This window comes from Ruegeria sp. HKCCA6837, assembly GCF_013034475.1.
Classification (GTDB): domain Bacteria; phylum Pseudomonadota; class Alphaproteobacteria; order Rhodobacterales; family Rhodobacteraceae; genus Ruegeria.
The window spans coordinates 1-22,216 of the sequence record NZ_WQGD01000019.1 but is presented as its reverse complement, the minus strand read 5'-3'; the positions used below and the strand labels follow the sequence as shown (position 1 = coordinate 22,216).

Sequence of the window (22,216 nt, the reverse complement as noted above, 5' to 3'; positions counted from 1 at the left end):
TGTCGCTTACGCTACCCGAACTTGGTGCGGATTTCTGCATTTAGATCTTGCTCGACCATATCGTCACGCCCCCCCACCATCGACTGAACGCGTGGCAGCTGCGTTTGGCTTCTTGACCCTAAGAGGCCCTCAAATTACTTTTTATATTTGGCGGGTTTCTCCAATGGTGGTCACAAACCTATTGTTTTGCGCGCTAGAGTGGCGCGCGGAGGTTTTCACTATCCTACTCGATAAGTATCACTTATCATGAGTGATTGATTTCCTGCGAATTTACGCGCAGAATGGGGTGTATGAGCACTCCTGCGCCCTATCTCCCCAGCCCTTCCCCTGCCCCCTCCGCGGCGGATCAGGAGGCGTTGACGGACCTTTATGTCCGCGGAACGCCGGCCAACACGCTGCGGGCTTATGAACGCGATCTGCTCTACATCACCGCCTGGAAAGTGGCGCGGTTTGGCGCAGCGCTGGACTGGCCCGAATCTGAGGCCACGGCGCTGGCCTTTCTTCTCGATCACGCGCGCGACTTGAAGGATGCGCCAGAGGACGACACGGCGCGTCAGGCTGCGGAAACGCTCATAGCGCAGGGCCTGCGCAAATCGCTGACCTGCCCGGCGCCCTCGACGCTGGACCGACGCATTGCGTCCTGGCTGGCCTTTCACCGGATGAAGAACCTGTCAGCGCCCTTTGATGCGCCTCAGGTGAAACAGGCCCGCGCCAAGGCGCGCCGCGCTGCGGCACGGCCCCCTGCCCCGAAATCTGCCCATCCGATCACCCGCGATGTGCTGGAGCAATTGCTGGCCACCTGTCAGGGTAGCCGCCGGGATTGCCGCGACCGGGGGATCCTGATGCTGGGTTGGGCCAGCGGTGGGCGGCGGCGATCCGAGATCACCGGGCTGATGCGGGAAGATGTGTCACTGAAAGAATTCGAAAAAAGCGGCGTGGTCTGGCTCTCTCTGCTGGAGACCAAGACCACAGCCAAGGGCGAAACCCCGCGACTGGTGCTGAAGGGCCGCGCCGCGCAAGCCTTGGTGCATTGGATTGAAGTGGGACAGATCGACGGCGGCCCCCTCTTCCGGCCAATCTCCAAAGCCGACCGGGTGCTAGGCCGCCGCCTGTCGCCAGACGCGATTGCGCAGATCGTCAAACACAGGCTGAAGCTGGCCGGGTTGCCCGACGGGTTTGCCTCGCCGCACGGGCTACGCTCGGGATTTCTGACCCAGGCCGCTTTGGACGGCGCCCCGATCCAGGCCGCCATGCGCCTGTCCCTGCACCGATCCATGGCGCAGGCGCAGAAATATTACGACGACGTCGATATCGCAGAAAATCCAACGGCTGATCTGCTGGGGTGAAACCTGTTTCGCGCGCGAAACATTAGCTGTCGCGGGATTGTAACCAAGCCCGCAGGTCCGCCAGGAATGCTTCAGACATTCCCCGACCGGAAAGAATGATCTGCGTTCCGTTCCGGTTCGGCTTCAGCTGAATGTTTCCTATTGTCTCTTTAGGGCATGTATCAGAGTCTGATACAGATGAATTCCCGCGTTCTGAGCTGCTGCTATTCACTGCCTGTGTCAGGGCAGACAACTCTGCATCCGATGTCTCGGCCCCGACTTTACCCAGCGTTTTGACAAGCGCAGATACCGCCTTTGGATCGTCCTTCAGGACCTTGGCAATCGACAGCCCCAATCGTTCAGGAATGGCCGAAGGGAACTGTAGATGATCATCCAACGCGTGATAAATCGCGATGAACGAACCAATCTTCGATCGTTTGGCCCGGCTGGCCGATGCGAACAGACCGCGCAGGGCAGCAGCCTCGTCCGGGTAAACGCCCTGCTCAGCCGCACGGGCCACGATCCGGGCGCGCTCGTAATAGCTAAGCCCGACACGGATTTCGTTTTCCTCGACCATGGCCACATACGCGTCCGAGGCGCTCTGCGGCTGTCTGAGGAAAGCGCGCACGGTTTCAAAGCGGGGCTCGCCCGTCTCCTGTACCAGCGCCCGCAGCGCAGTCATGCGCCGCCAACCCGAGATCAGGCCATACTGCCCTTCGGTCAATTCCACGACCTCGATCGGTGTTTGCTGCCCGCGTGCCTTCAGACTTTCCTTCAGCGCCTCCATATCCACGTCATCAGCCGCCATCCGATCACGCACCAGATAGGTTTCCTCGATGGCGTCCAGCGGCAAGTCCTGCACCAAACGACCTTCGGCCCGGGCGGCACGCAATTCTCCAGACAGCTCTTCCAAAGCGGCCTGGGCAGCCGTGGCCCCGGCCACCTGTGCAACCGGCGGCGCGGCGCGGGGTGTCTCAGCGGGGGACATGGGGTTCAACCCGGGGGCAGGGCGATTGTCTTCCAGATAATCCGGCCGGGCTGGGGTCAGTCGTTTGCGTTTAGCCATCACTTTTTCCTTTTCCTGCTCGGATCAGACCCTGTTTCGAGTCATAGAAGACGTGTTTCGCGCGCGAAACATCGCACTCAGAGCGACAATTCCGGTGTTCCCGCCTCTTCGGCCTGCTGGGCCCGCTCTTCACCCCGCCAGACGCCAATCAACAGCTTCTTGAACGAAGCATAGGTGGCATCAAAGGTTTCTCGCCCGCGCACATAGGTCTCGCGGTTGAAATCGCGGTAATCCGCCTCGTAGATGCCGTTGACCTGTTCCCCGGCCTGGCCGATCAGCGCCGTGTAGCCCTGCCAGTGCGGCGACAGGGTGCGGCCCAGATAGGCCTGCATCAAGCCGGCCAGCTCGGCCTGCTGGCTGCCGTCATAGCGGGTGATAATTGTGCGCACCGCGTCCCACTGAAAGGCCATCTCGGGCCGTCCAAGCGCGCGAGCGGCCATGTTCTCTCCATCCTCAATGGACTGGAACGTCGAATGCAACATGTCGAAGAACCGGCCGGTGGAGTCGAATTCCAGAAACGAGGCCCCCATGGGCACCAGAAGGATATCCGAAGCCGCCAGCCCGTTGATCGTCAGATAGCCCAGGGCAGGGGGGGTATCGATGAAGATGATGTCATAGTCATCCAGCACCCCATCCTCGTCCAGCGTGTCGGTCAGTGCATCCCACAGCTTCCAGCTGCGGCCCTGCATCCGCCAGACCGGGATCTGGAATTCAGCCCAATAGAGGTTTAGCTGAGCGCCGATCAGATCGATATTCGGCCAATGGGTGGCCTGGATCAGATCGCTGCTGCGGGTTTTCAGCGCCTCGGACAAGGTATCGTCAATCGGATGCGGCGCTTCACCCCGGTCAAGCCGCCCCTGATTGTCGCGGCGCAGATGGGTGGCGTAATGACGGGCGAGCAGGGGAAATACCGTCTGCCATTCATCGCTGACCTTGCCCCCGAAGATCGACGTCATCGAACCCTGACTGTCCAGATCGATGACCAGCACCTTGTAGCCGTCCAATGCGGCGGACATGGCCAGATGCGCGCAGGTCGAGGTCTTGCCCACGCCGCCTTTGAAATTGGCCACCGAGACAATCTTGGCCGGCAACCCTTTGGGTCGGTAGGGACGGTATTCTTTTGCTTTGGATCCTTCGGATGCAAAATGTGTGCGTAGCCGCAGAACCTCATCCAGGGTGAACCACTTGGCGCCACCTTCCGTCTCGGACTGTCCCTGTGGTAAATCCGGGTTGCTCTTTAACACCCGTCGAAAATGGGCGGGGGCAACAGGGATCAGATATTTTGTGATTTCCCAGGTTGAAAACAGGCGCAGCTTTTTCTGTCCGTCGTCTTCCAGACCCCGGTTCGCCAAATCTGCGCGCCCCCGGGCGCAGGCATCTGCAATCTGCGAGAACTCATGGGTTCCGGTTGGTTCGCCCAACTCAGCATGGGCCAGATCAGGATCGATATTGAAATAGGGGGGAAGCCCTTCGGACGGTGTTGCTCGCATTGAAAATCTGCCCATGTGCTATGTTTTGGGCAATATACCACAAAATGAAGCATGTGGAAGCATTGTGAGCACAAAACCGAATTTCCTAAGCAAAAATAAGGGGTAAAATCCCTTTGAAACGCTGCTTTTGAGAATGAGGTAAAAAAATATCCAGTTAAAATTCTGTTATTCTATTAGTTACAGCCGAATTTTGGTTCTTGTAACTATAAGAAAAAAAATAGATTTCTGAGATTTTTGAGTTCACTAGTGAATCTGATCCCACGATAGGGTGACTCTGAACCCACGTTGCAGTGACTCTGAACCCACGTTCCGGCGGCTTTACGCTTCCTGTGGATAACTCTACGGTAAGCGTCAATAAAACCACGAACAAAGATTCGGGCAGGACATATGGGCAGGGCAGTATGAGCGGGTCAGGGGCGTTGTTGCCTGACCGGCATCCAACGGGCGATTTTTTTGTATGCGATATCTTCGATGCGCTGCCCAAGACAGATATGGGGTCGATGGAGCATCCGATGTTTTCGCTCTCGACCCGGCCGGACCGGCGGATTCTGAATTACGAACATAACGGGGTCGAGATCACGGTGACGCCGTCGGTGCGTGGTTTGGCAACGATCCACGACAAGGACATCCTGATCTTCTGTATCAGTCAGCTGATGGCGGCGATCAATGCGGGCCGGACGGTCAGCCGGGTGTTACATCTGAAGGCGCATGATCTGCTGGTGGCCACCAACCGCGAAACCAGCGGTGACGGTTACAAGCGTCTGCGCGAGGCGTTCGAGCGGCTGGCCGGTACAAGGATCACCACCAACATCGTCACCGGTGAGAAAGAAACGACCACTGGGTTCGGTCTGATCGAAAGCTGGGAGATCGTCCGCCATACCCGGGCGGGCCGGATGGTCAGCGTCAGCGTGAAACTGTCGGACTGGCTGTTTCGGGCGGTGCTGGCGAAGTCGGTTCTGACCCTCAGCCGCGACTATTTCCGTCTGCGCAAACCGCTTGAGCGTCGGATCTATGAACTGGCGCGCAAACATTGTGGCCGCCAGCCCGAATGGCGGATTTCGGTCGAGGTGCTGCTGAAGAAGTCGGGCTCGGCCTCACCCCGGCGGGTGTTCCGCAAGATGATCCGCGACATGATCGCGGCCGATCATCTGCCCGATTATGAGATGAGTGAAGAGCCTGGTGACCTGATCCGGTTTACCCGCCGCGGTCAGGTGGTCGAGGGACCGGACAAGCCGATCTTGCCCTCAGAGGCGCTGGAAGAAGCCCGGGCGATGGCGCCGGGCCGCGATGTCTATGCGCTGGAGGCGGATTGGTTGGCCTATTGGGCCGCGTCGGGCCGCCCACAGATCAGGAACGCGCAACGGGCGTTTCTGGGCTATGTGGCCAAGCGGGTCGCCGGACGGGACTAGGGGTCAGCTGGAATAGGCGGGGTTTTGTTTTTGCCCGCGTGCCTTCACGGCATTAACCGCGGCAACAACGATGAGGGCAGCAATGATGAAGAGCCATCCAAAGAGGATATAGCTGCCCAGTGCCACAAGAATGGATGCGCCGGAGAACAAAGCAACCCCAGCGGCGCACAGGCCGACAAGAATGGCTATTCCGATAACTCCGATCATGTTTTCCAAGTCCTCCAGCTATGGTCTTGGTCTGGCTAGTTCCCGAGCGGGTGCAGCTATGCCATTGGGCAAATACCCAAAATGATTCCGCGATGAAATCATGGCAAAACTTTGGACCACTAAGGGTTAAAATTTGGTTATTTTTACCTGATGGAGCTTTGCTCCACTACTCGCGCAACACTGCTTATAATTTATTGAGACATGAATATGTCTGAGAAGATAGTCCCTTAAAACTTTTGTGACAGCAATATAGAACGCCGAGGACCCCTGAAAATGTGCAAAGGTCCGCCTATGGCACCGCACTGTCAATCCGCGATCATTTGGATGGAATGGCAGACGCGCGTGCGCTTTGGCCATTGAAGGATCAAAGGTTTGATAGATGGCTCCGGAGGGTCACATTTTGACCAAACGCCCGTCCGTCACCTTGATCCCCGCTTTTTCAAAGACATTGCGCGTATCAAAAACCAGCGCCGCTTCACGTGCAACCAGATCGTAATCCGGCGCGCTGTGATCGGTGATCACGGCCACGGCGGCATAGCGTTTCAGGTTGTCTGCCGTCAGCGGCTGCGAGGTCCGGCCCGCCAGTTGCGGGTATTCGCCGCCTTCGGGCAGGCACGGGAAATAAGGGTCGTGATACTCGACCTCGGCCCCAAGTTTCTCCAGCTCGTCCAGTAACACCAGCGCCGGGCTGCGGCGGGTATCCTCGACATCGCGCTTATAGGCGATGCCCATCAGCAAGATGCGCTGCCCGGTCAGGGGCTGCCCGGTTTCCGCCAGCGCGGACCCGTTGCGCGCGGCCAGTTCTGCCGCCATTCGTGCCGCCAACATCTCGGGCACCGCGTCATTGCTGGTGCGGGCCAGATTGATCAGCGGCGTATCAGATCCTGCATCCGCGGCGCGCCAGGCCAGATAGGCCGGAGACACCGGGATGCAGGCCCCACCAATTCCAGGACCGGGATAGAAGGGCATGAAGCCAAACGGCTTGGTCGCCGCAGCTTCGATCACTTCCCAGACATCCACGTCCATTGCTTCAAGCGCGGTCTTCAACTCGTTGACCAGCGCAATATTGACGGTGCGAAAGCTGTTTTCGACCAGCTTCACAGCCTCGGCTGTGGCGGCCGAACTCACCGGTACGGCGCTGGTGACGATGGCGCGATAGAAATCCTCGACCAGTTGCCGCGATTGCGGATCGTCGGCACCGACCACCTTGGGAATGCTGTGCGTGTCGAACTTGTCATTGCCGGGGTCTTCGCGCTCGGGCGAGAAGGCCAGGAAGAAATCGGAACCCGCCCGCAGACCGCCCGCTTCGAGGATCGGCTGAACCAGTGTCGTTGTGGCACCGGGCCAGACGCTGCTTTCCAGCACTACCATCTGACCGGGGCGCAAATGCTGTGCGATGGTTTGTGCGGCAGCCGCGACAAAACGCATGTCCGGGTCTTGTGCGTCGGTCAGCGGGGTCGGCACGCAGATCAGGATGATATCGGCCCCGGCAAGTGCTGCGGCGTCCTGCGTCGCACGGAATTTGCCGCTGGCCACCGCCTGCGCGATCCGGTCCTGTTCCAGGTACGAGATGACCTGATCGCCCTGATTGATCCGCGCCACCCGATCAGGGTTGAGGTCAACGCCGGTCGTGTCGAACCCCTTATCATAAGCCGTCAGCGCCAGCGGCAAGCCGACATAACCCAGCCCCACCACGGCAACCCGCGCATCGCGCGCCGCGATAAGTTGCTTGAGGGACTGATGGTGCGATGTTTCGTAGTTCATAATCTATCCTGATCGTACAAAGTCGGGCTGAAATCAATGCGCGGTTTGGCCGTCGGAAATTCTAACCCTTTCCACGGATAGGAGGAAAGGGGGCGAATCCAAGATATTTGTCAGCCTAGTTCCAGACTGCAGTACCGTGTTTCCGGAAAGAGCTCAATTCCGAGGCCGGGTTGGTATTGTTGCGGATATTTCGAAAAACCAAACCGGAGGGTGATTTTATTATTTGGGGCATAGGGCCCGTCGAAATGACGCCTCGGCCAGTTCCGCGCCCTTGTCCCAGCTAAAGCCTGTGGCCTGCGCCAACGCCTTTTTCGACAGCTCTTGTCGCAGACCCGGTTCGGTCAACAGCCGGATGGTCTGATCCGCCAGCGCCTGGCTGGACAGGGGATCGAAATACAGCCCGCCATTGCCGACCACCTCGGGAAGGCTGCCCCGATCCGAGGACAGGACCGGCGTGCCGCAAGACATCGCCTCGAGCGCGGGCAGGCCGAACCCTTCCCACAGCGAGGGGAAGACCAGCGCATCGGATGTATTGAGCAGGGCGGCCAGTTCCGAGTCGTCGATCTCGCCGGTGAACAGGATGCTTTTGGATCGGGCAGCGTCGGTGGTGGCGCTGGCCTTGAGGTCTTCGACATTGTCCCAGAACCGCGCGCCGGTGGTGCGTCCGACAATGGCCAGGTGGGCATTGGGCACACGGGTCAGGATTTCGGGCATCGCCTCGATCAGGCGCAGCACGTTCTTGTGCCGGTTGAACCCGCCCACATAGACCAGAAACGGGGCGTCCGCAGGGATACCATATGTCTGGCGCGTCTGCGCTAGAAGCTGCGTGTCGTGGATTTGCCGAAAGATCGGCTCGGCCCCTTCGGTGATGATGTCGGTGCGATCTGCGGGGATGTGCAGGATGCGTTCCAGATCATCGGCGGACGCCTGCGAGATCGTCATGATCCGCGTGGCCTGTTTCTTGGCCAGCCAGCATTTGGCCTGCCACAGGCGGAAGTTCAGCTTTTTGGGAAAGATGAGATCAGGAAAGCGTTCGGGAATGGTGTCGTGGAAACACACGACGGAGGGCCGCCGGGTCAGTTGCGGGAAATAGGAATAGACCGCCGGATAGAAGAACAGATCACATTCCATCCGCTGCGCGGACCTTGCCATGGTCATTAGATCCGCCCCGCCGCGGGCCGAGGCCCCGGATGAGGCTTCGGACATCGACCTGTCCGATCCGGCAATCCGGATATCGACCCCGTCGGGTACCGGACGCGTCGGCTCCTGATCGAACAACAGCGTATAGCGAAAGCCGGTATCGCGGGCCGCCAGCGCGGTGACGAGGTTGCGGGTGAACCGGCCAAAGCCGCGTTCGTTTTCCCAAGGTGTGGCGTCAATGGCGATATAGGTCAAATGTCTTTATCCCTGATAACATGTGATAACTATTTACAAACAAAGTGTTTTCCGTATCTGGCGTGCAGGTGGCTGCGGGTGGCAGCCAATCCGGCCTCCAGGTCATATTTTGGGGCATAGCCCAGTCTGGTTCGTGCATGGTCGATCCGGCAATGCCCCTTGGTTGAGAACAACTCCAGCATATAGCGATCTGGATAAATCTCACCCTGCTGCGGCAGCCCTCGTTTCACTATTTGTACCATCCTCTCGAACCTCTCCCGACCGATCCAGCCTCGCGCGGCGGCGCTGATCCGGGCGGCCAGCGGCGGCGTATCGGGGACCACGCCGGGCTCTTCCGGCGGCAACCGGGCCGCGAGCTCTGCGAACGGAGCATGGCGAACGGTACCCTGACCGATGATATCGGCATAGCCAGTTAGTAAATCTGACCATGAAAACGGGTGTGCACCTGAAATGATAAACCGCTCTTGCCCCAACCCCTCCAGCACTGCGGCGCGCAGCATGGCCTGAACCAGATCATCAACGAAGACCGCATTGCACAGCCCTTCGGGGTCCGGCAGCACGACGCCGCCCGCCGCCATCCATTCGGCCAGCCGGTCGGTCCAGAGCATACTGCCGGGGCCATAAACCAGTGTCGGTTGCAGGATCGCCGCCGGGCAGTTCCCGTGCATCAGAGCCTGTTCCATTGCCATTTTGGCCCGCTGATATGGCGTACCTCCGGTCTGGGATAGCGGGCTGTCCTCGGTCAGGTTCTCCTGCGGCCATCCGTCATAGACAACGATCGAACTGATATGGATGATCCGTTCGACCCCAGCGATCTCGGCGGCCTGTCTGAGCGCGTCAAATGAGGCAAGATTGTCCGCCGCAGGCGCGCGCATATCATAGGCCAGATGAAACAGCACGTCCTGATCACGCAGGGCGGTTTCCATCGCGCCCCTGTCACCAAGCGAACCCGTCACCACATGAACCCCCATCGTCTCAAGCGCGCGCGCGCCGTGGCGACTGCGCAGCAGGACGGTGACTTTGGTGCCAGTGTCCAGCAGGGCGGGGACAAGTCGCTTGCCTATGAATCCGGTCGCACCGGTCACAAAGACTGATTTTTCCTTCAGGTGTTCCGATCCAGCGACTTTCACAAGCGCGTGTTCCTCTTCGATCCGGCTTTGGTCGGCAAGTGCTGCCTTTCAGAAACCTAGCGTGGAGGTCGAGCCTATGCTACTCCGCTTGAAGGTAAATTGTTGTTAGAGAAGCCGGATGTAGCCCAGTTGCGCACCCGCGATTATTAATGAGGAATTGAATGAAGATCGGTGTGATCGGGGCGGCCGGAAAGATCGGCCAGATGCGGGTTCAGAACATTCTTGAGTCTCCTGACGCTGAATTGGCGGCGGTTCTGGATCTAGAATTTCACCGGGCTGTGGCTGTGGCCGATGGGGCACCGGCCTTTACCGATCTCGACCGGTTCTTTGCCACGCCAATGGATGCGGTGGTGATCTCGACCCCGGCGCATGTGCGCGAGCCGTTGTGCCTGCGCGCCTTTGACGAAGGGTTGCATGTGCTGACCGAAAAGCCGCTGGCCCCGACGGTCGAGGGCGCAAGGCGGATCGTTGATGCGGCGAAAAAGGCGGGCAAGGCTTTGGGGGCCGGGTTCAACATGCGCTACTACCCCTCATTCGCGCATGTCAAAGAGGTCGCGGCATCGGGCGAGATCGGAGAGATTGACCATGTCCGCGTCTATGGCGGCCATGACGGGCTGGGCCATTTCACCCATGACTGGGAATATCAGGCCGAATTGTCCGGCGGTGGTGCCCTGTGGGATGTGGGCATCCACATGACCGACATGGCGCGATTCATTCTGGGCGAGATTACCAGCGTTTACGGCGTGGCTACCAACTCGGTCTGGAACGTGCCGGGGTCCGAGGACAACGCGGTGGCGATCTTCAAGAACCCCGATGGCATTCCGGCCATCTATCAGGCCTGCTGGAACGACTGGAAAGGTTATCAAAGCGTGATCGAGGTCTATGGATCGCGCGGTATGGTGCGCGGGTCCTATGCGCCGATGCAGAATCTTGTGATCACCATGGACAAGCCGGGTGGGGCACCCAAAAAGGTGCGCAAGTTCTACCTCGAGATCATGGTGCGCGAGAAACTGCAATCTTGGCAATCAACCGCCATCCTGTCTTTTGGCGACGAACTGGCCGATTTCATCCGGCTGACCCGTGGGGAAACCGGTTTGAACTGTGCTGATGGCCATGCTGGCCTGCGTGCGGTCGAGATTGCCGCCGCCGTGCCGGAAAGCAAGCGCAGCGGCCAGCCGGTAGAACTGGAAAATCTTGGGGATATGACAATCCAATGAGCAGCGATCCGACCCTTTCCATTGTTCTGACCATCGTGCAAGGCGGCGGCTATGTGCGTGATTTCCTTGAAGCGGTGCGCAGTTTCGATGATCCGCCGCCTCTGGATGTGATCATTCCCTATGACGCCAGCGTCGCGGATGTGGCGCAATATGCCGATGACTATCCCGAGGTGCGGTTTCTGGACCTTGGCGTGATCGACCCGATCCGTCCGATCACGTCCGAGGCGGGCAAGCACGAGCTTTATGACCGCCGTCGCTCGGCCGGGCTGGCTGCTGCGACCGGTGACATCATCGGTATTCTCGAAGACCGAGGCCTGCCGCAATCCGACTGGGCGCGCACTATCGTGCGTCTTTATGCGGAAACCGGCAAGAACGTGATCGGCGGTGCGATTGAATGCATGGAGCCGGTCAGCCCGCTGAACTGGGCCTTCTACGTTACCGATTTCGGCCGCTATGGGCGGCCTTTTGAGACCGGCCCGGCGGATTGGGTCTCGGACGTGAACCTGACCTACAGCCGCAAGGCGCTGGATGAAACGCAGCACCTGTGGAAAGACCGCTATCATGAACCGATCGTGCATTGGCACTTGATCGAACAGGGCGAGGAGTTGTGGCTGTCGAATGAGGTGGTCGTGCATCACCATCGGCCCAAGGCAACCTTTCGGGAATTGCTGCCTGAACGGTTCGATTGGGGTCGCCTGTTTGGCGAGATCCGGGTGCGCAATCAAAGCAACGCGAAGCGTCTGATGCTGATCCTGGCTGGTCCGCTGATCCCGCCACTGCTCTGGGTGCGTCACTATAAGTTGCAGGCAAGCAAGGGGCGGGGGATGCGGTACCTCAAGGCGTTGCCTTATGTCATGTTGCTGTCCACGGCGTGGACCCTGGGCGAGGTCTGGGGTTACATCACCAAGCGCCCCTGATCGGCTGTCACCTTTGGCGGCCCGCCAGATCGTAGTAAGTCTTTTCGAATTGACGATGCACCCAATCTGGGTCGAACCGGTCCTCGCGGCTGCGTTTCAGGGCGTTCCCGGCCAAGGTTTGGCGGCGTCCTTCGTCTGACAGGACATCCGCCACGGCTGCGCAGATCGCATCGATATCGCCGATGGGCACCACCGCACCAACGCTGTCATCAATCAGTTCCACCACGCCGGAACAAGCGGTGGCCACAGCGGGTGTTCCGGCCTGAAACGCCTCGGCGATGGTGAAGGGCAGGGCCTCCCACCGCGAGGTCAGCAGGAACATGTCCGCCGCGCGCAACAGCCGGATCGGCTTATCGGTGCGGCCAATGAAATGCAGGTGCTTCCCAAGCCCATTTTGCTGTGCCAAAGCGTGTAATTGCACCTCATCCGGCCCATCACCGGCGACGACGAAGCGATAGCCGGGATGTGTCTCTTTCATCCGCGCGACGCAGTCGATCAGGATGTCGATCCCTTTCTGCGGCAGCAGGCGGGCCAGCGTGACGATCAGCCGGTCGCCATCCCCCAGCAATTCGCTCCGCAGTTGGGCGATATCCTCTGCGCTGTCCTCGGGCGGAGGGGATACGCCCAGACCGATCACCTTCAGCTTGTCCCGTGGCACATTGCCGATTGAAGCCAGATCTTCGGCGGATCGATGGCTGGGCGTGATCACCAGATCGCATTTGGCGGCAATCCGGCCGAATGCGGCGATCCGTTCGGGTTCCGATCCGTGATAGGTGACCGCCACCGGAATACGCCGCCCGGTGCGGGCCAAATTGGCAACCAACGCAGGGGCGGATTCATGGCAATGAATCAGATCGACCGGATTGCCCGCCAACCAGCGCCGCAACCGCCAGGCCGCGCTGGCCGTATGGCGCAGCCGGTTGATGATGCTGCCCCCATCGCCCGAGACATAACGGGTAGGCAGGTCCAGAAAATCCGGCTGTTGGTCAGGCCCCGCCCAGATATCGGCTGAGCCTGCCAGCGTGACGCGGTGATTGTGTGCCTGCAGCCAATCGCTCAGCCCAAGAATATGCCGGGTGATGCCGCCTAAGCCGAACTGGGTGCCCATTTCGACGACATGAAGAGGGTCTAAGGGGGGATCGGTCTGCATCTGAAGCGGGTTCGGGCCAATTTTCTGAATTATTTCCCGATCATAGCATGCGCGTCGCATTTGCACATGCTGTGCTCACGACCCATAGCAGCCCGTATGTATGTGCAGCATGTCCGCAACACCGGGGGCGAACCGAAGGTCAGCGCGGCTTGGGACTTTTGCTTGCGCCGACGATCGTGTTTCATACCGGAAAGTCATTGGTAATCCGGTACAATTCGCATGCAGTCTTTGCGCATTTTAATGTTCACCACATTTTACCCACCCTATTCCTTTGGCGGTGACGCTGTCGGGATTCAACGCATGGCCCGGGCGCTGGTGGCGCGCGGGCATGACGTGACCGTGGTGCATGACGAAGACAGCTATCTGATCCTTGGTGGCCAACCCCAGCCCGAAGGCGACCCCGACGGGGTACGGCGGATCGGGTTGCGCAGCCGCAATGGCATGTTGTCGAACCTGCTGACCCAACAGCTTGGCCGGCCCGTCATACACGCCGCCCGCATCCGCCAGATCCTGGACGAGCGGCAGCCGGACATCATCTGGCACAACAACACCTCGCTGATCGGCGGCCCCGGTCTGTTGCCGATGGGCGAGGGGCTGAAAGTCTACGAGGCGCATGAGCACTGGCTGGTCTGTCCGACCCATGTTCTGTGGCGGCATGGGCGCGAGCTGTGCGACGAGCGCCAATGCCTGCGCTGCGTGCTGAACTACAAACGCCCGCCGCAGCTGTGGCGCTATACCGGCGCACTGGACCGGGCGCTGGATCACATGGATCTGATCATCGCTAAAAGCGAATTCAGCCGTGCCAAACACCGCGAATTCGGCCTGCGTCAGGACATGCAGGTGCTGCCCTATTTCCTGCCCGATCTCGACCAGAACGCCCTGCCGGAACCGGCAGCGCATGACCGCCCCTATTTTCTGTTTGTTGGGCGGCTGGAACAGATCAAAGGGCTGCAGGACGTGTTCCCGGCCTTTGAGCGTTACCCGGATGCCGATCTGCTGGTTCTCGGCGATGGCGATTATGCGGATGCGCTGAAAAGCCAAGCCGCAGGCAATGACCGGGTCAAATTCCTTGGCCGCAAAACACTGGAAGAGCTCAACGCCTACTACCGCGGTGCCATCGGGCTGATCGTGCCGTCGGTTTGTTATGAAACTTTCGGCATCATCCTGATTGAAAGCTTCCGGCTGGGCACACCGGTCATCGCCCGTCGCCTAGGCCCATTCCCCGAGATCGTGGAACGAGCAGGGGGCGGATCGCTGTTTGAAACCGAAGATGATCTGATTACTGCGATGCGCGATCTACAGCACCAGTCGGACCGGCGCACGGGGCAGGGAGCTTCGGCGCGCAAGGCTTTTCTGGATATCTGGCATGAGACCTCGGTGCTTCAGGCTTACGGGGCCGCATTGGCCCGCGCGGCGCATGGCAACGGCAATCGCACGCTGGCTCAGGCGCTCGAGGCCGGAGCATTCGAAAGCGGCGCTCGGGAAGCCTTTTACACCTGACAAAGGTGTCAGGGGACGAGCATGCCAATCCGATGGGCGTTGGCCATGACCGAGAAGGTGATGGTTGTGGCCGGAATGCTGGGCAGGTTTGAAGCATCGACAAGATGCACCCGTGACAACCCTTTGGGCCGTCCCAGGATATCAGATTGCCCTGCACCGGGGGATTTGGCCATGGGGACCGAGCCGCCGACGTGAAAGCTGGATCCCACCTCGCCCGGGCGGCGGGCAAAAGCCAGCGGTATGAGCCCGGCGCGTTTCAGGACCTGCGCCAATCGGGACGTCGCCTGCCCCATGACCCTTTCGGTTGCGTCATTGGCCTGTACGGCTGGGACCAGCCGTCTGTCAGTGGCCAGCGTCAGATCGATCCGGGCGGAATGGGCCGAATGCAGAAACGCCTGCGCCACGACCAACCGCCGCGCCAGCATCCGCCACAGGGGCCCCGACCCGGGCAGTTTGGTGCCATAGCTGTTGATCAGGTCATGGGCGTAGAATTCGTTCCAGGTATAGACCTGCGCATGGATCAGATGCGGAGAGATCTCGGGGGCGTCCAGCTCGACAAAAATCTGCGGCAGGGTGTGGTAGGGCCTGTGGTCCGGGCGGCGCGTTGCGCGCCAGCGGTGCAGGCTGGGCAGAAAGAAATGCTGGCTGTCCTGTAGTTGCAAGCGGGCTGCGGGGTCCGGTGACGACGTCAAAAACAGCCGCGCCGTTTCCAGAACCCCGGTGGCCACAAAAAGGCGACTGGCTTGCAAGGCCTCGCCATCCTCCAGCGTTACGGTGACATGGTCGGGGTGTTCCTCGAACCGGCGGGCCAGACCTGTGCGGTATTGAAAACCCGGGTTATGGCGCAATTCAGCCAGCGTTTTCTGGGCGGAATAGATATAGCCCCAAGGGCATCCATGCAGACACTGGCCGCAATATTGGCATCCGGGGTCAACGGCCAGACGCGCCAGTCCGACATGGGCACCCAAGTCTGACAGGCTGGATTTCTGGCTGTCCCAACGTTGCAACATTTGCTGCGCCTGTGGGGAGGGGGGCAGTGGCACCCGGCCCTGCATCGACAGGGCGGGGAACAGGGTCTGCAATGCATCCTGCCGCCCGCTTATGGGGAGAAATTCGGCGACGGCGCGGTAATGCGGGACCAGATCGTCAATTCCAATCGGCCAGTCGGCGATGTCCTCGGCGCGGTTGGGCAGAACCGCCGAGCCCCAGAGGTTGGACAGCCCGCCCACCGCGTGCGAGGCGCGCAGTCCGATCCGGTCGGGGCACACCAGCGTCTCGGCCCCCGGAACCATGGCGAAATCCGACCCGAAGCGGCGCACCTGCCCGGGGGGCGTGTCGAATTGCGGCGCCTGCCAGCTCTGGACATCACCGGCAGTCCAATTGTCAGGGCCCGAGGCAGCCAGCCTTTTGCTGTGGTCCAGCGCCGGGGCCTCTAGCCTGCCGCCGCCGTCCAGCATCAGAACCTGACGGCCCCGGGCCAGAAGGGCCACGGCCACGGACACACCCGCCGGCCCCGATCCGATGACCAGATCAGTCACGAGTCAGAACCGGACCGGTCACGCGGAAACCGGGCGTTTCATCTCGGCGACAATGTCGTCGATGATCTGCTGCAGCGATCGCATCGGGCGGAACCCGGTCACGCGCTGCAGTTTCGAGACATCGGGCAGGCGGCGCTGCATATCCTCGAACCCTTCGGGATAGACGGTGTCATACGGCACGCATTGGATCTCTGAACTAGACCTGGTGGTGCGGATGACCTGCTCGGCCAGGGCGCGGATCGTGACCTCCTGATCGGTGCCGACATTGAAGACATCGCCGCGTGCCTCGGAGAGGGTCATCAGCCGGCACATGGCCTCGACCACATCGGCGACATGGCCGAAACAGCGCGATTGCTCACCGGTGCCGTGCACCATCAGGGGCGTGCCCTCCAGCGCAGATTTCACGAAGTTTGGCAGCACCATGCCATAGCGCCCTGTCTGGCGCGGGCCGGTGGTGTTGAAAAAGCGCAGAACCGTGACCGGCAGGTTGGATTCCCGCGCATGGGCCAGCGCCAGAAACTCGTCCAGCGTCTTGGCGCAGGCATAGGACCAGCGCAGGTTGCGGGTGGCGCCGATGGTCAGATCGCCCTCTTCCTGAAACGGGAAATTGGTGCTTTTGCCATAGACCTCGGAACTGGAGGCGATGAAGGTATGCGTCTTGTTCACCAGCGCCGCATCCAGCACATTCTCGGTCCCGGCCACATTAGTCAGGATCGACCGGCTGGGTTCGTCCATGATCAGCTTGACGCCGACAGCGGCGGCCAGATGAAATACCACATCCGCCGGGTCGACCAGTTCGGCGACCAGCTGGCGGTCAAGGATGCTGCCTTTGACAAAGGTGAACTCCGGGTGGTCGGCCACGGTGGCGAGGTTGGACATCAACCCGGTTGACAGGTCATCAAGGATCGTGACCCGATGCCCCTCGGCGATCAGCCGTTCCGTCAGATGGGACCCTATGAACCCGGCACCGCCGGTAATCAGAATATGCATGTGTGTGTACCAGTCACTATGTAAGAACCACTTTTACCACGATTTTCCCCGCACCATCGCGCGAACCCCGCGCATCATCTTGCGAGCCGCAAGATAGGGGCCACCGTACCCGGCCAGATGCGCCTGCCAGCGGGCAAGGTTGTTGAAATAGAACATCTCGAGCCGGGGCAGATCGTGGATGTCATCCCCGGGCCCGGCCACGCCCAGCCTGGTGCCGACCGAACTGTCGTAATGCTGCGCGATCCGGGCGCGCACATCCGGGTTCGATGCGCCGTAAGGCGGTGCGAAATGCCGGATGGGCTGGCCCAGCCGCGCGGCAACGTCCTGACCCGAGCCTGCGACCTCTTCCTCCAGCGTCTCGGGGTCCAGTGCGGAAAGATCCGGGTGATTGACACTATGCGCGCCAAAACAGACCCCTTCGGCGGCCAGCGCCTGAACCCGATCCCACCCCATCAGCGGGCGGGGCGGGATATTGCCCCCGGCCCAGCTGTCGGTGCCGCCCATCAGGCCCGAGGGCAGATAGACGATCGGGCAGAAGCCATGATCGCGCAGGATCGGCCAGGCGGTATCGGCGAAATCCTGGAACCCGTCATCGAAACTGATGATGACCACACGGAGGGCAGGCGGGTTGGGCAGCGCATCCGGGGTCACCACCGGCAGGCCGGATGCGGCCAGCGCCTGCATCTGTGCGGCAAAGATATCCGGCGCAATCGAGGTCGGCCCCGGCGCATCCGAGATCGAATGATACATCAGGATATCGGCCTGCCAGGCGGGCATGGTCAGTCTTCCACCACATGGGTGGCAAAGACCTCGCGGTATTTGTTCCATTTCGCGCGGTCGACATAGCCCTTGCCGTCAATGCAATCCGCCGCACCATAAGCCATGGCAAAAGCGTGGTGCGTATTATCGTGCGCAAAAAGGCCCTGCCGTCCAAATACGAGCAATCCGTCCATATCTGAGAACCATTGATCCACCGTATCAAACCGCTCTTCATAACCCACATCGTAAACCGGATAGGCATGGCTCAGCCGTCGGGTTTCGCAGCGGCGCACCGGTACCGTGACGGGCAAGCCCAGCTGGCCCAGCCATTTGGTGAATTCCTGCCCCAGTTCCTCGTCGGACATGGACCACCATTTTTCATCCGGGTCGCAGGGCAACTCGGCACACAGAACGGTGACGCCCTTCGGCTCGCCACTGGCGTTATAGTTCTTGGGCTCTGACATGCGGCTGATCGGGATCGACAGTTCGGGGAAGTAATGCGCATCGAACTCGGTGAACTGGTCGGTCTCAAGCACCAGGTACAGCAGGATCATGCCGCGGAACCGGATCGCGCGGGCGGCTTCGACCACCTTAGCCGGAGCATCGCCAATCAGGCGCGTCAGCCCGGTCAGCGGGATGGTCGACAGGATCAGATCGCCGGTCATGCGCCGCTCGCCGTCTTCGTCGCGGATCGTCAATCCGGTGATGCGATTGCCGTCCCGCTCGATGGCGGTGATCTCGGTGTTGAACAGGAAGCTGGCCCCGTTGCTTTCCGCACTGTTCCGCATCGCGTCCGAGATTTGTCCGAACCCCTTGCGCGGATAAAAGAACCGACCCGCCGTCTCGCTGCGCAGTCCCGGCAGCAGGCGCAGCATCTTCATCAGGATCTTGCCGACCGAGCCGCTGCCCACCCGCCGTTCTGCCAGTTTCACCGCCAGCTTGTCCGGATCCAGACCCCAAAGCTTGCGTACGTAAGGGAAATAGAAATTGTCCGAAATCGTCGGTCCCAGCCCGTCATAGAGCACGGTCGAGAACGTTTCGGGGCCTTCGCTTTTTTTGCGGAAGGGCTTCAGCGCCATGTCCCCGATCAGCGACGCGGCAAAGGGTTTGGGCAGGCGTAACAGCGCATCGGTCAGTTTCAGCGGAAAGTGAATCCATTTGCCGCCCAGCCGGATGCGCCCATGGCGGGGGCGCAGCAGCAAGTCGTCCCCCAGCAGGGCTTTTACATCGGCCAGAACCTCGGGCTCGGCCGCCGGATGAAACCGGTGCGAGCCATAGTCGCAGATCACACCTTCGACCGGGAACGAGGCCGAATTGCCCCCCGCGACAGGCGCACGTTCGATCACGGTGACTTTGGCCTGCCCGGTCAGAGCATGGGCAGCGGCCAGACCAGCCGGTCCGGCGCCGAGGATGATGATTTCAGGCTTGTCGCCATTGGGTCGGGAAACATCCGTCACTTGCACTCTTCCTTCTGGGAACTTGCCGGGGTGCTGAACCGCATCCCGGACATGGTCAGAACCAGCGCGCCTAACCCGCCCGCCGTGAACAAAATAACTTGCCAGACCAGCCCGGCGGCCACGACCGCGGCGGCGCTGGCACCAAAGGGGGCCAGAAAACCGGCCAGCGTCGCCTCGCGCAGGCCGAGCCCGTTCAGGGATACCGGCAGCACGGCAATGATCTTGGCCAGTGGCCAGGCGAATATCCATGGGCCCGCCGCCACATCGACCCCCGCCGCAATGGCCAGCCACCAGGCCAGCAGGATCAGCAACAGCTGAATCAGCACAGATGCGATGAAAGCTACAGCCAGCGTTCCGGGCTTGCGCCCCATCCCGGCCAGCGCCTCGGACAGACGATGGGCAAAGCCTTTGCCGGGCAGGGACGGCACATAGCGCCAGGGAAGGGGCAGCAGGCGCGGCAAAGCGACCATGCCCACCAGCGCCGCCAGCAAGACCAGAGCTACAGGCCAGATCATATGCCCGCCCGCAGCGCTTTCCCATGTCAGGATCAGCCCCAGACAAGAGAGTGTCAGCAGGGCCACCATGTCGATCAGCCGATCCACGGTTGCGCCCGCAACAACCCGCGCGCCGTCCTTCATTGCCGCTTGCGCCAGGCCGGCGCGTACCGTGTCACCTCCGATTGCTCCGGGCAGGCACAGATTGGCCGCCAATCCGCCAAAATGCGCCCGGATGGCCAGCGGAGCCGCAAATCCGCGCCCCAGAAGCAGCCACCATTTCAGCGCCGCCGCGACATGGGCCAGCAGGAACAGGACCAGCACGCATAGAAATACCCAGATCGGGATTGCCTTCAGCGCGGCCACGATTGCATCAGCAGGCAGAATCCAGAACAGGATCGCCAGCACCACGACCGATCCGGCAACCCGGATCAGCCAGCGCCGTTGACTTTGATCGGAAAGCATACCGCCGCTCCTGTCAGGGTCTCAGATGCAGCCGCGAGATCATGTCGGCGATCAGCCCCAGCGACCAGATCATGATCGCCGCCAGGAACGAGAACACCGCCGTTTCACTGAGGTTCCAGTAGAACATGTCGATAATGAATTTCACTGTGCCCAATGTGAAAAACGCCAGACCCAGCGGGATGAACACCCGCAGCGGATTGAACAGCGTGCTGATGCGCAGGATCAGGATGATGAAGTTCAGGAAATCAATCGGCCGGATTTTCGACTTGCCCACCCGTTTGCCATATTCGATCGGCGTATAGATCATCCGCTTGCCATTCGAGGTCATGCACAGCGTGATCGTGGTGGTGAACGAGAAGTTCTGCGGCAGCAGCGGCAGAAATGGGATCAGCTCGGATTTGCGGAACACGCGCAGGCCCGAGTTCAGATCGTTGATCTTGCGCTCGGCCAGGAACGACGCAAAGGCGAACAGGAATTTCTTGGCCGGTCTGCGCAGCAGCGGCACGTTTTTCATCGCCGCCCCCCGGTCGCCGACCACCATGTCCTGATCGCGGCACATAGCCAGCATGCAGGGCAGGTAGCGTGCGGGATAAGTGCTGTCGGCGTCTAGAATGGCGACATACTCATACTGCGCCATCCGCACGCCACGCTTGAGGCTGGCACCGTAGCCTGAATTCACATCGTTGAAGGTGACGGTGGCTCCGCTGGCTTCGGCCTCGGCGCGGGTATTATCCTGGCTGGCATCGTCCACCACGATGATCTCGTAGGGGATGCCCAGCGGTTCAAGGTGGGTGCGCACATCCTCGACCGTGTGGCGCACGGCGTTTTCTTCGTTATAGGCAGGGATGACCACGCTCAGGCTCATGCCTGAGGTGTCCGGCGCACCGGTTGTGGTGTTGTCCGGGGTGATCTGCTCGGCAACCTTGTTCATGAAAATGGAAACCCTTTACGTACTTAATAATTATTCTGCCCGGCCTGGCCCGCATGGCACATGTGATATTCAGAGCGCGACGGGCGCAATTTCCTCTGCTGCCAATAGTATTCAAACACAGGCATGCTGAATATAGACAATAATTTTGACCAAATTCGATCTTTCTGGCGTCAGCTATTGTACAGCGCCTACAGTTTGCAATTCCTGCCGATTTTCCAGAAAGGGGATGAGGGTTTCAACGGCTTCCTTGAGCGCGCGCCAGCGTATTGGCAGGTTTTCCAATATGTTCGGCCATTTTGGGCTATGGTCATGGCGCCGCGAATGTTTCCGAATTCGCCCTTATAGGGGCTAAAGGGCTGGTTTGATTTCAAAATGGCTGAAAAATTCAGATTTGCAGCGCGGCGACGTGTTGGTGAGATATTGGGACATTGGCAGGATACGCCAAATGCCTGCGACGTTTGTCCGAAAGGGTCCGAGAATGAAGGCTGGTAGACAGCAGCAGCCAAAAACTAAAGATCAGGAAGGGTCGTGATGTCTCTGGGGCAGCGTTTCGCCAGCGGCGTTGCCTGGATGTCCGTCGGCGTTTGGGCCGAGCAGGCCTTCAATTTCATCATCATCGCCATTCTTGCGCGGTTACTTGGGGCCGAGGCTTTTGGCTTGCTGGCGATGGCCGCGGCCTTTGTTCTGTTTTCGGAATTCCTGGTGCGCGAGTCGATCTCGGACATCCTGCTGACCCATGATGAACTGTCCCCGGACCGGTTGGATTCGGTGTTCTGGATTCTGGCGCTGCTGGGCGGAATTCTGATGACCGTGCTGTTTCTGGCCGCAGGTCCGGTTGCACGGTTTTACGGCGAAGACGTGGTGCAGGATCTGCTGGTCGGGCTGTCGCCCACGGTCATGATGATCGCGCTGACCGCCGTTCCCGTGGCAATCCTGCGGCGTGAAATGAAGTTTCGCGTGCTGGCCCTGCGGGCCATTGCCGGTGCCGTCGTCGGCGGCATCGTCGGCATCG

19 protein-coding genes are annotated in these 22,216 nt (G+C 60.4%); 6 read left to right on the top strand and 13 right to left on the bottom strand.

Annotated features, from left to right (window positions below):
- The first annotated feature begins 290 nt into the window (after positions 1–290).
- On the top strand, positions 291–1,346 hold the full coding sequence (locus tag GOV91_RS19610) for a tyrosine-type recombinase/integrase (protein WP_171236684.1): 1,056 nt from the start codon (positions 291–293) through the stop codon (positions 1,344–1,346).
- Positions 1,347–1,368: 22 nt separating this feature from the next.
- Here GOV91_RS19610 and GOV91_RS19605 read toward each other — a convergent pair whose 3' ends face one another.
- The gene (locus tag GOV91_RS19605) at positions 1,369–2,391 is read right to left on the bottom strand and encodes a ParB N-terminal domain-containing protein (protein ID WP_171236683.1); all 1,023 of its coding nucleotides are present in this window, start codon (positions 2,389–2,391) and stop codon (positions 1,369–1,371) included.
- 77 nt (positions 2,392–2,468) lie between these two features.
- Positions 2,469–3,881, bottom strand: coding sequence for an AAA family ATPase (locus tag GOV91_RS19600; protein WP_254440723.1), 1,413 nt, complete (start codon positions 3,879–3,881; stop codon positions 2,469–2,471).
- A gap of 401 nt (positions 3,882–4,282) precedes the next feature.
- Here GOV91_RS19600 and GOV91_RS19595 point away from each other — a divergent pair, with 401 nt between their 5' ends.
- Positions 4,283–5,290 (top strand): replication initiator protein A, encoded by a 1,008-nt coding sequence (locus GOV91_RS19595; RefSeq protein ID WP_171236681.1) that lies wholly within the window; start codon positions 4,283–4,285, stop codon positions 5,288–5,290.
- Positions 5,291–5,293: 3 nt separating this feature from the next.
- Here GOV91_RS19595 and GOV91_RS19590 read toward each other — a convergent pair whose 3' ends face one another.
- The 4 genes from GOV91_RS19590 to GOV91_RS19575 all read right to left on the bottom strand — a co-directional run bounded on the left by GOV91_RS19590 (position 5,294) and on the right by GOV91_RS19575 (position 9,786).
- A complete protein-coding gene (locus GOV91_RS19590) occupies positions 5,294–5,506 on the bottom strand; it encodes a hypothetical protein (protein WP_171236680.1) in 213 nt (70 codons plus the stop codon).
- Between the two features lie 384 nt (positions 5,507–5,890).
- Positions 5,891–7,261 (bottom strand): nucleotide sugar dehydrogenase, encoded by a 1,371-nt coding sequence (locus tag GOV91_RS19585; RefSeq protein WP_171236679.1) that lies wholly within the window; start codon positions 7,259–7,261, stop codon positions 5,891–5,893.
- A 219-nt stretch (positions 7,262–7,480) separates the two neighbouring features.
- A complete protein-coding gene (locus GOV91_RS19580) occupies positions 7,481–8,656 on the bottom strand; it encodes a glycosyltransferase family 1 protein (RefSeq protein WP_171236678.1) in 1,176 nt (391 codons plus the stop codon).
- Positions 8,657–8,685: 29 nt separating this feature from the next.
- Entirely contained in the window at positions 8,686–9,786 is a 1,101-nt protein-coding gene (locus tag GOV91_RS19575; protein ID WP_171236677.1) for an NAD-dependent epimerase/dehydratase family protein, read from the bottom strand.
- Between the two features lie 161 nt (positions 9,787–9,947).
- Here GOV91_RS19575 and GOV91_RS19570 point away from each other — a divergent pair, with 161 nt between their 5' ends.
- Together GOV91_RS19570 and GOV91_RS19565 are read left to right on the top strand one after the other, a co-directional pair.
- Entirely contained in the window at positions 9,948–11,003 is a 1,056-nt protein-coding gene (locus tag GOV91_RS19570) for a Gfo/Idh/MocA family protein (RefSeq protein ID WP_171236676.1), read from the top strand.
- On the top strand, positions 11,000–11,920 hold the full coding sequence (locus tag GOV91_RS19565; RefSeq protein WP_171236675.1) for a glycosyltransferase family 2 protein: 921 nt from the start codon (positions 11,000–11,002) through the stop codon (positions 11,918–11,920). The genes GOV91_RS19570 and GOV91_RS19565 overlap by 4 nt, the downstream gene beginning before the upstream one ends.
- A gap of 7 nt (positions 11,921–11,927) precedes the next feature.
- On the opposite strand, the gene GOV91_RS19560 is transcribed toward GOV91_RS19565, so the two are convergent.
- On the bottom strand, positions 11,928–13,130 hold the full coding sequence (locus GOV91_RS19560) for a glycosyltransferase family 4 protein (RefSeq protein WP_171236674.1): 1,203 nt from the start codon (positions 13,128–13,130) through the stop codon (positions 11,928–11,930).
- Positions 13,131–13,310: 180 nt separating this feature from the next.
- Here GOV91_RS19560 and GOV91_RS19555 point away from each other — a divergent pair, with 180 nt between their 5' ends.
- Positions 13,311–14,570, top strand: coding sequence for a glycosyltransferase family 4 protein (locus tag GOV91_RS19555; RefSeq protein ID WP_171236673.1), 1,260 nt, complete (start codon positions 13,311–13,313; stop codon positions 14,568–14,570).
- Positions 14,571–14,578: 8 nt separating this feature from the next.
- On the opposite strand, the gene GOV91_RS19550 is transcribed toward GOV91_RS19555, so the two are convergent.
- From GOV91_RS19550 to GOV91_RS19525, 6 genes are read right to left on the bottom strand one after another with little or no spacing between them, the layout of a single operon-like run.
- Positions 14,579–16,108, bottom strand: a complete 1,530-nt coding sequence (locus tag GOV91_RS19550; RefSeq protein ID WP_171236672.1) for a GMC oxidoreductase — start codon at positions 16,106–16,108, stop codon at positions 14,579–14,581.
- Positions 16,109–16,126: 18 nt separating this feature from the next.
- Entirely contained in the window at positions 16,127–17,098 is a 972-nt protein-coding gene (locus GOV91_RS19545) for an NAD(P)-dependent oxidoreductase (RefSeq protein WP_171236671.1), read from the bottom strand.
- A gap of 33 nt (positions 17,099–17,131) precedes the next feature.
- Positions 17,132–17,875, bottom strand: a complete 744-nt coding sequence (locus tag GOV91_RS19540) for a polysaccharide deacetylase family protein (protein WP_171236670.1) — start codon at positions 17,873–17,875, stop codon at positions 17,132–17,134.
- Between the two features lie 2 nt (positions 17,876–17,877).
- Complete coding sequence (locus GOV91_RS19535) at positions 17,878–19,314, bottom strand: FAD-dependent oxidoreductase (protein ID WP_171236669.1); 1,437 nt, start codon at positions 19,312–19,314, stop codon at positions 17,878–17,880.
- Entirely contained in the window at positions 19,311–20,273 is a 963-nt protein-coding gene (locus GOV91_RS19530) for a lysylphosphatidylglycerol synthase transmembrane domain-containing protein (protein ID WP_171236668.1), read from the bottom strand. The genes GOV91_RS19535 and GOV91_RS19530 overlap by 4 nt, the downstream gene beginning before the upstream one ends.
- Before the next feature lie 13 nt (positions 20,274–20,286).
- Positions 20,287–21,204 (bottom strand): glycosyltransferase family 2 protein, encoded by a 918-nt coding sequence (locus GOV91_RS19525; RefSeq protein WP_171236667.1) that lies wholly within the window; start codon positions 21,202–21,204, stop codon positions 20,287–20,289.
- A 531-nt stretch (positions 21,205–21,735) separates the two neighbouring features.
- On the opposite strand from GOV91_RS19525, the gene GOV91_RS19520 reads away from it, so the two are divergent.
- Positions 21,736–22,216 (top strand): oligosaccharide flippase family protein (locus GOV91_RS19520; RefSeq protein WP_171236666.1); only part of this gene is annotated, 481 nt, incomplete at its 3' end.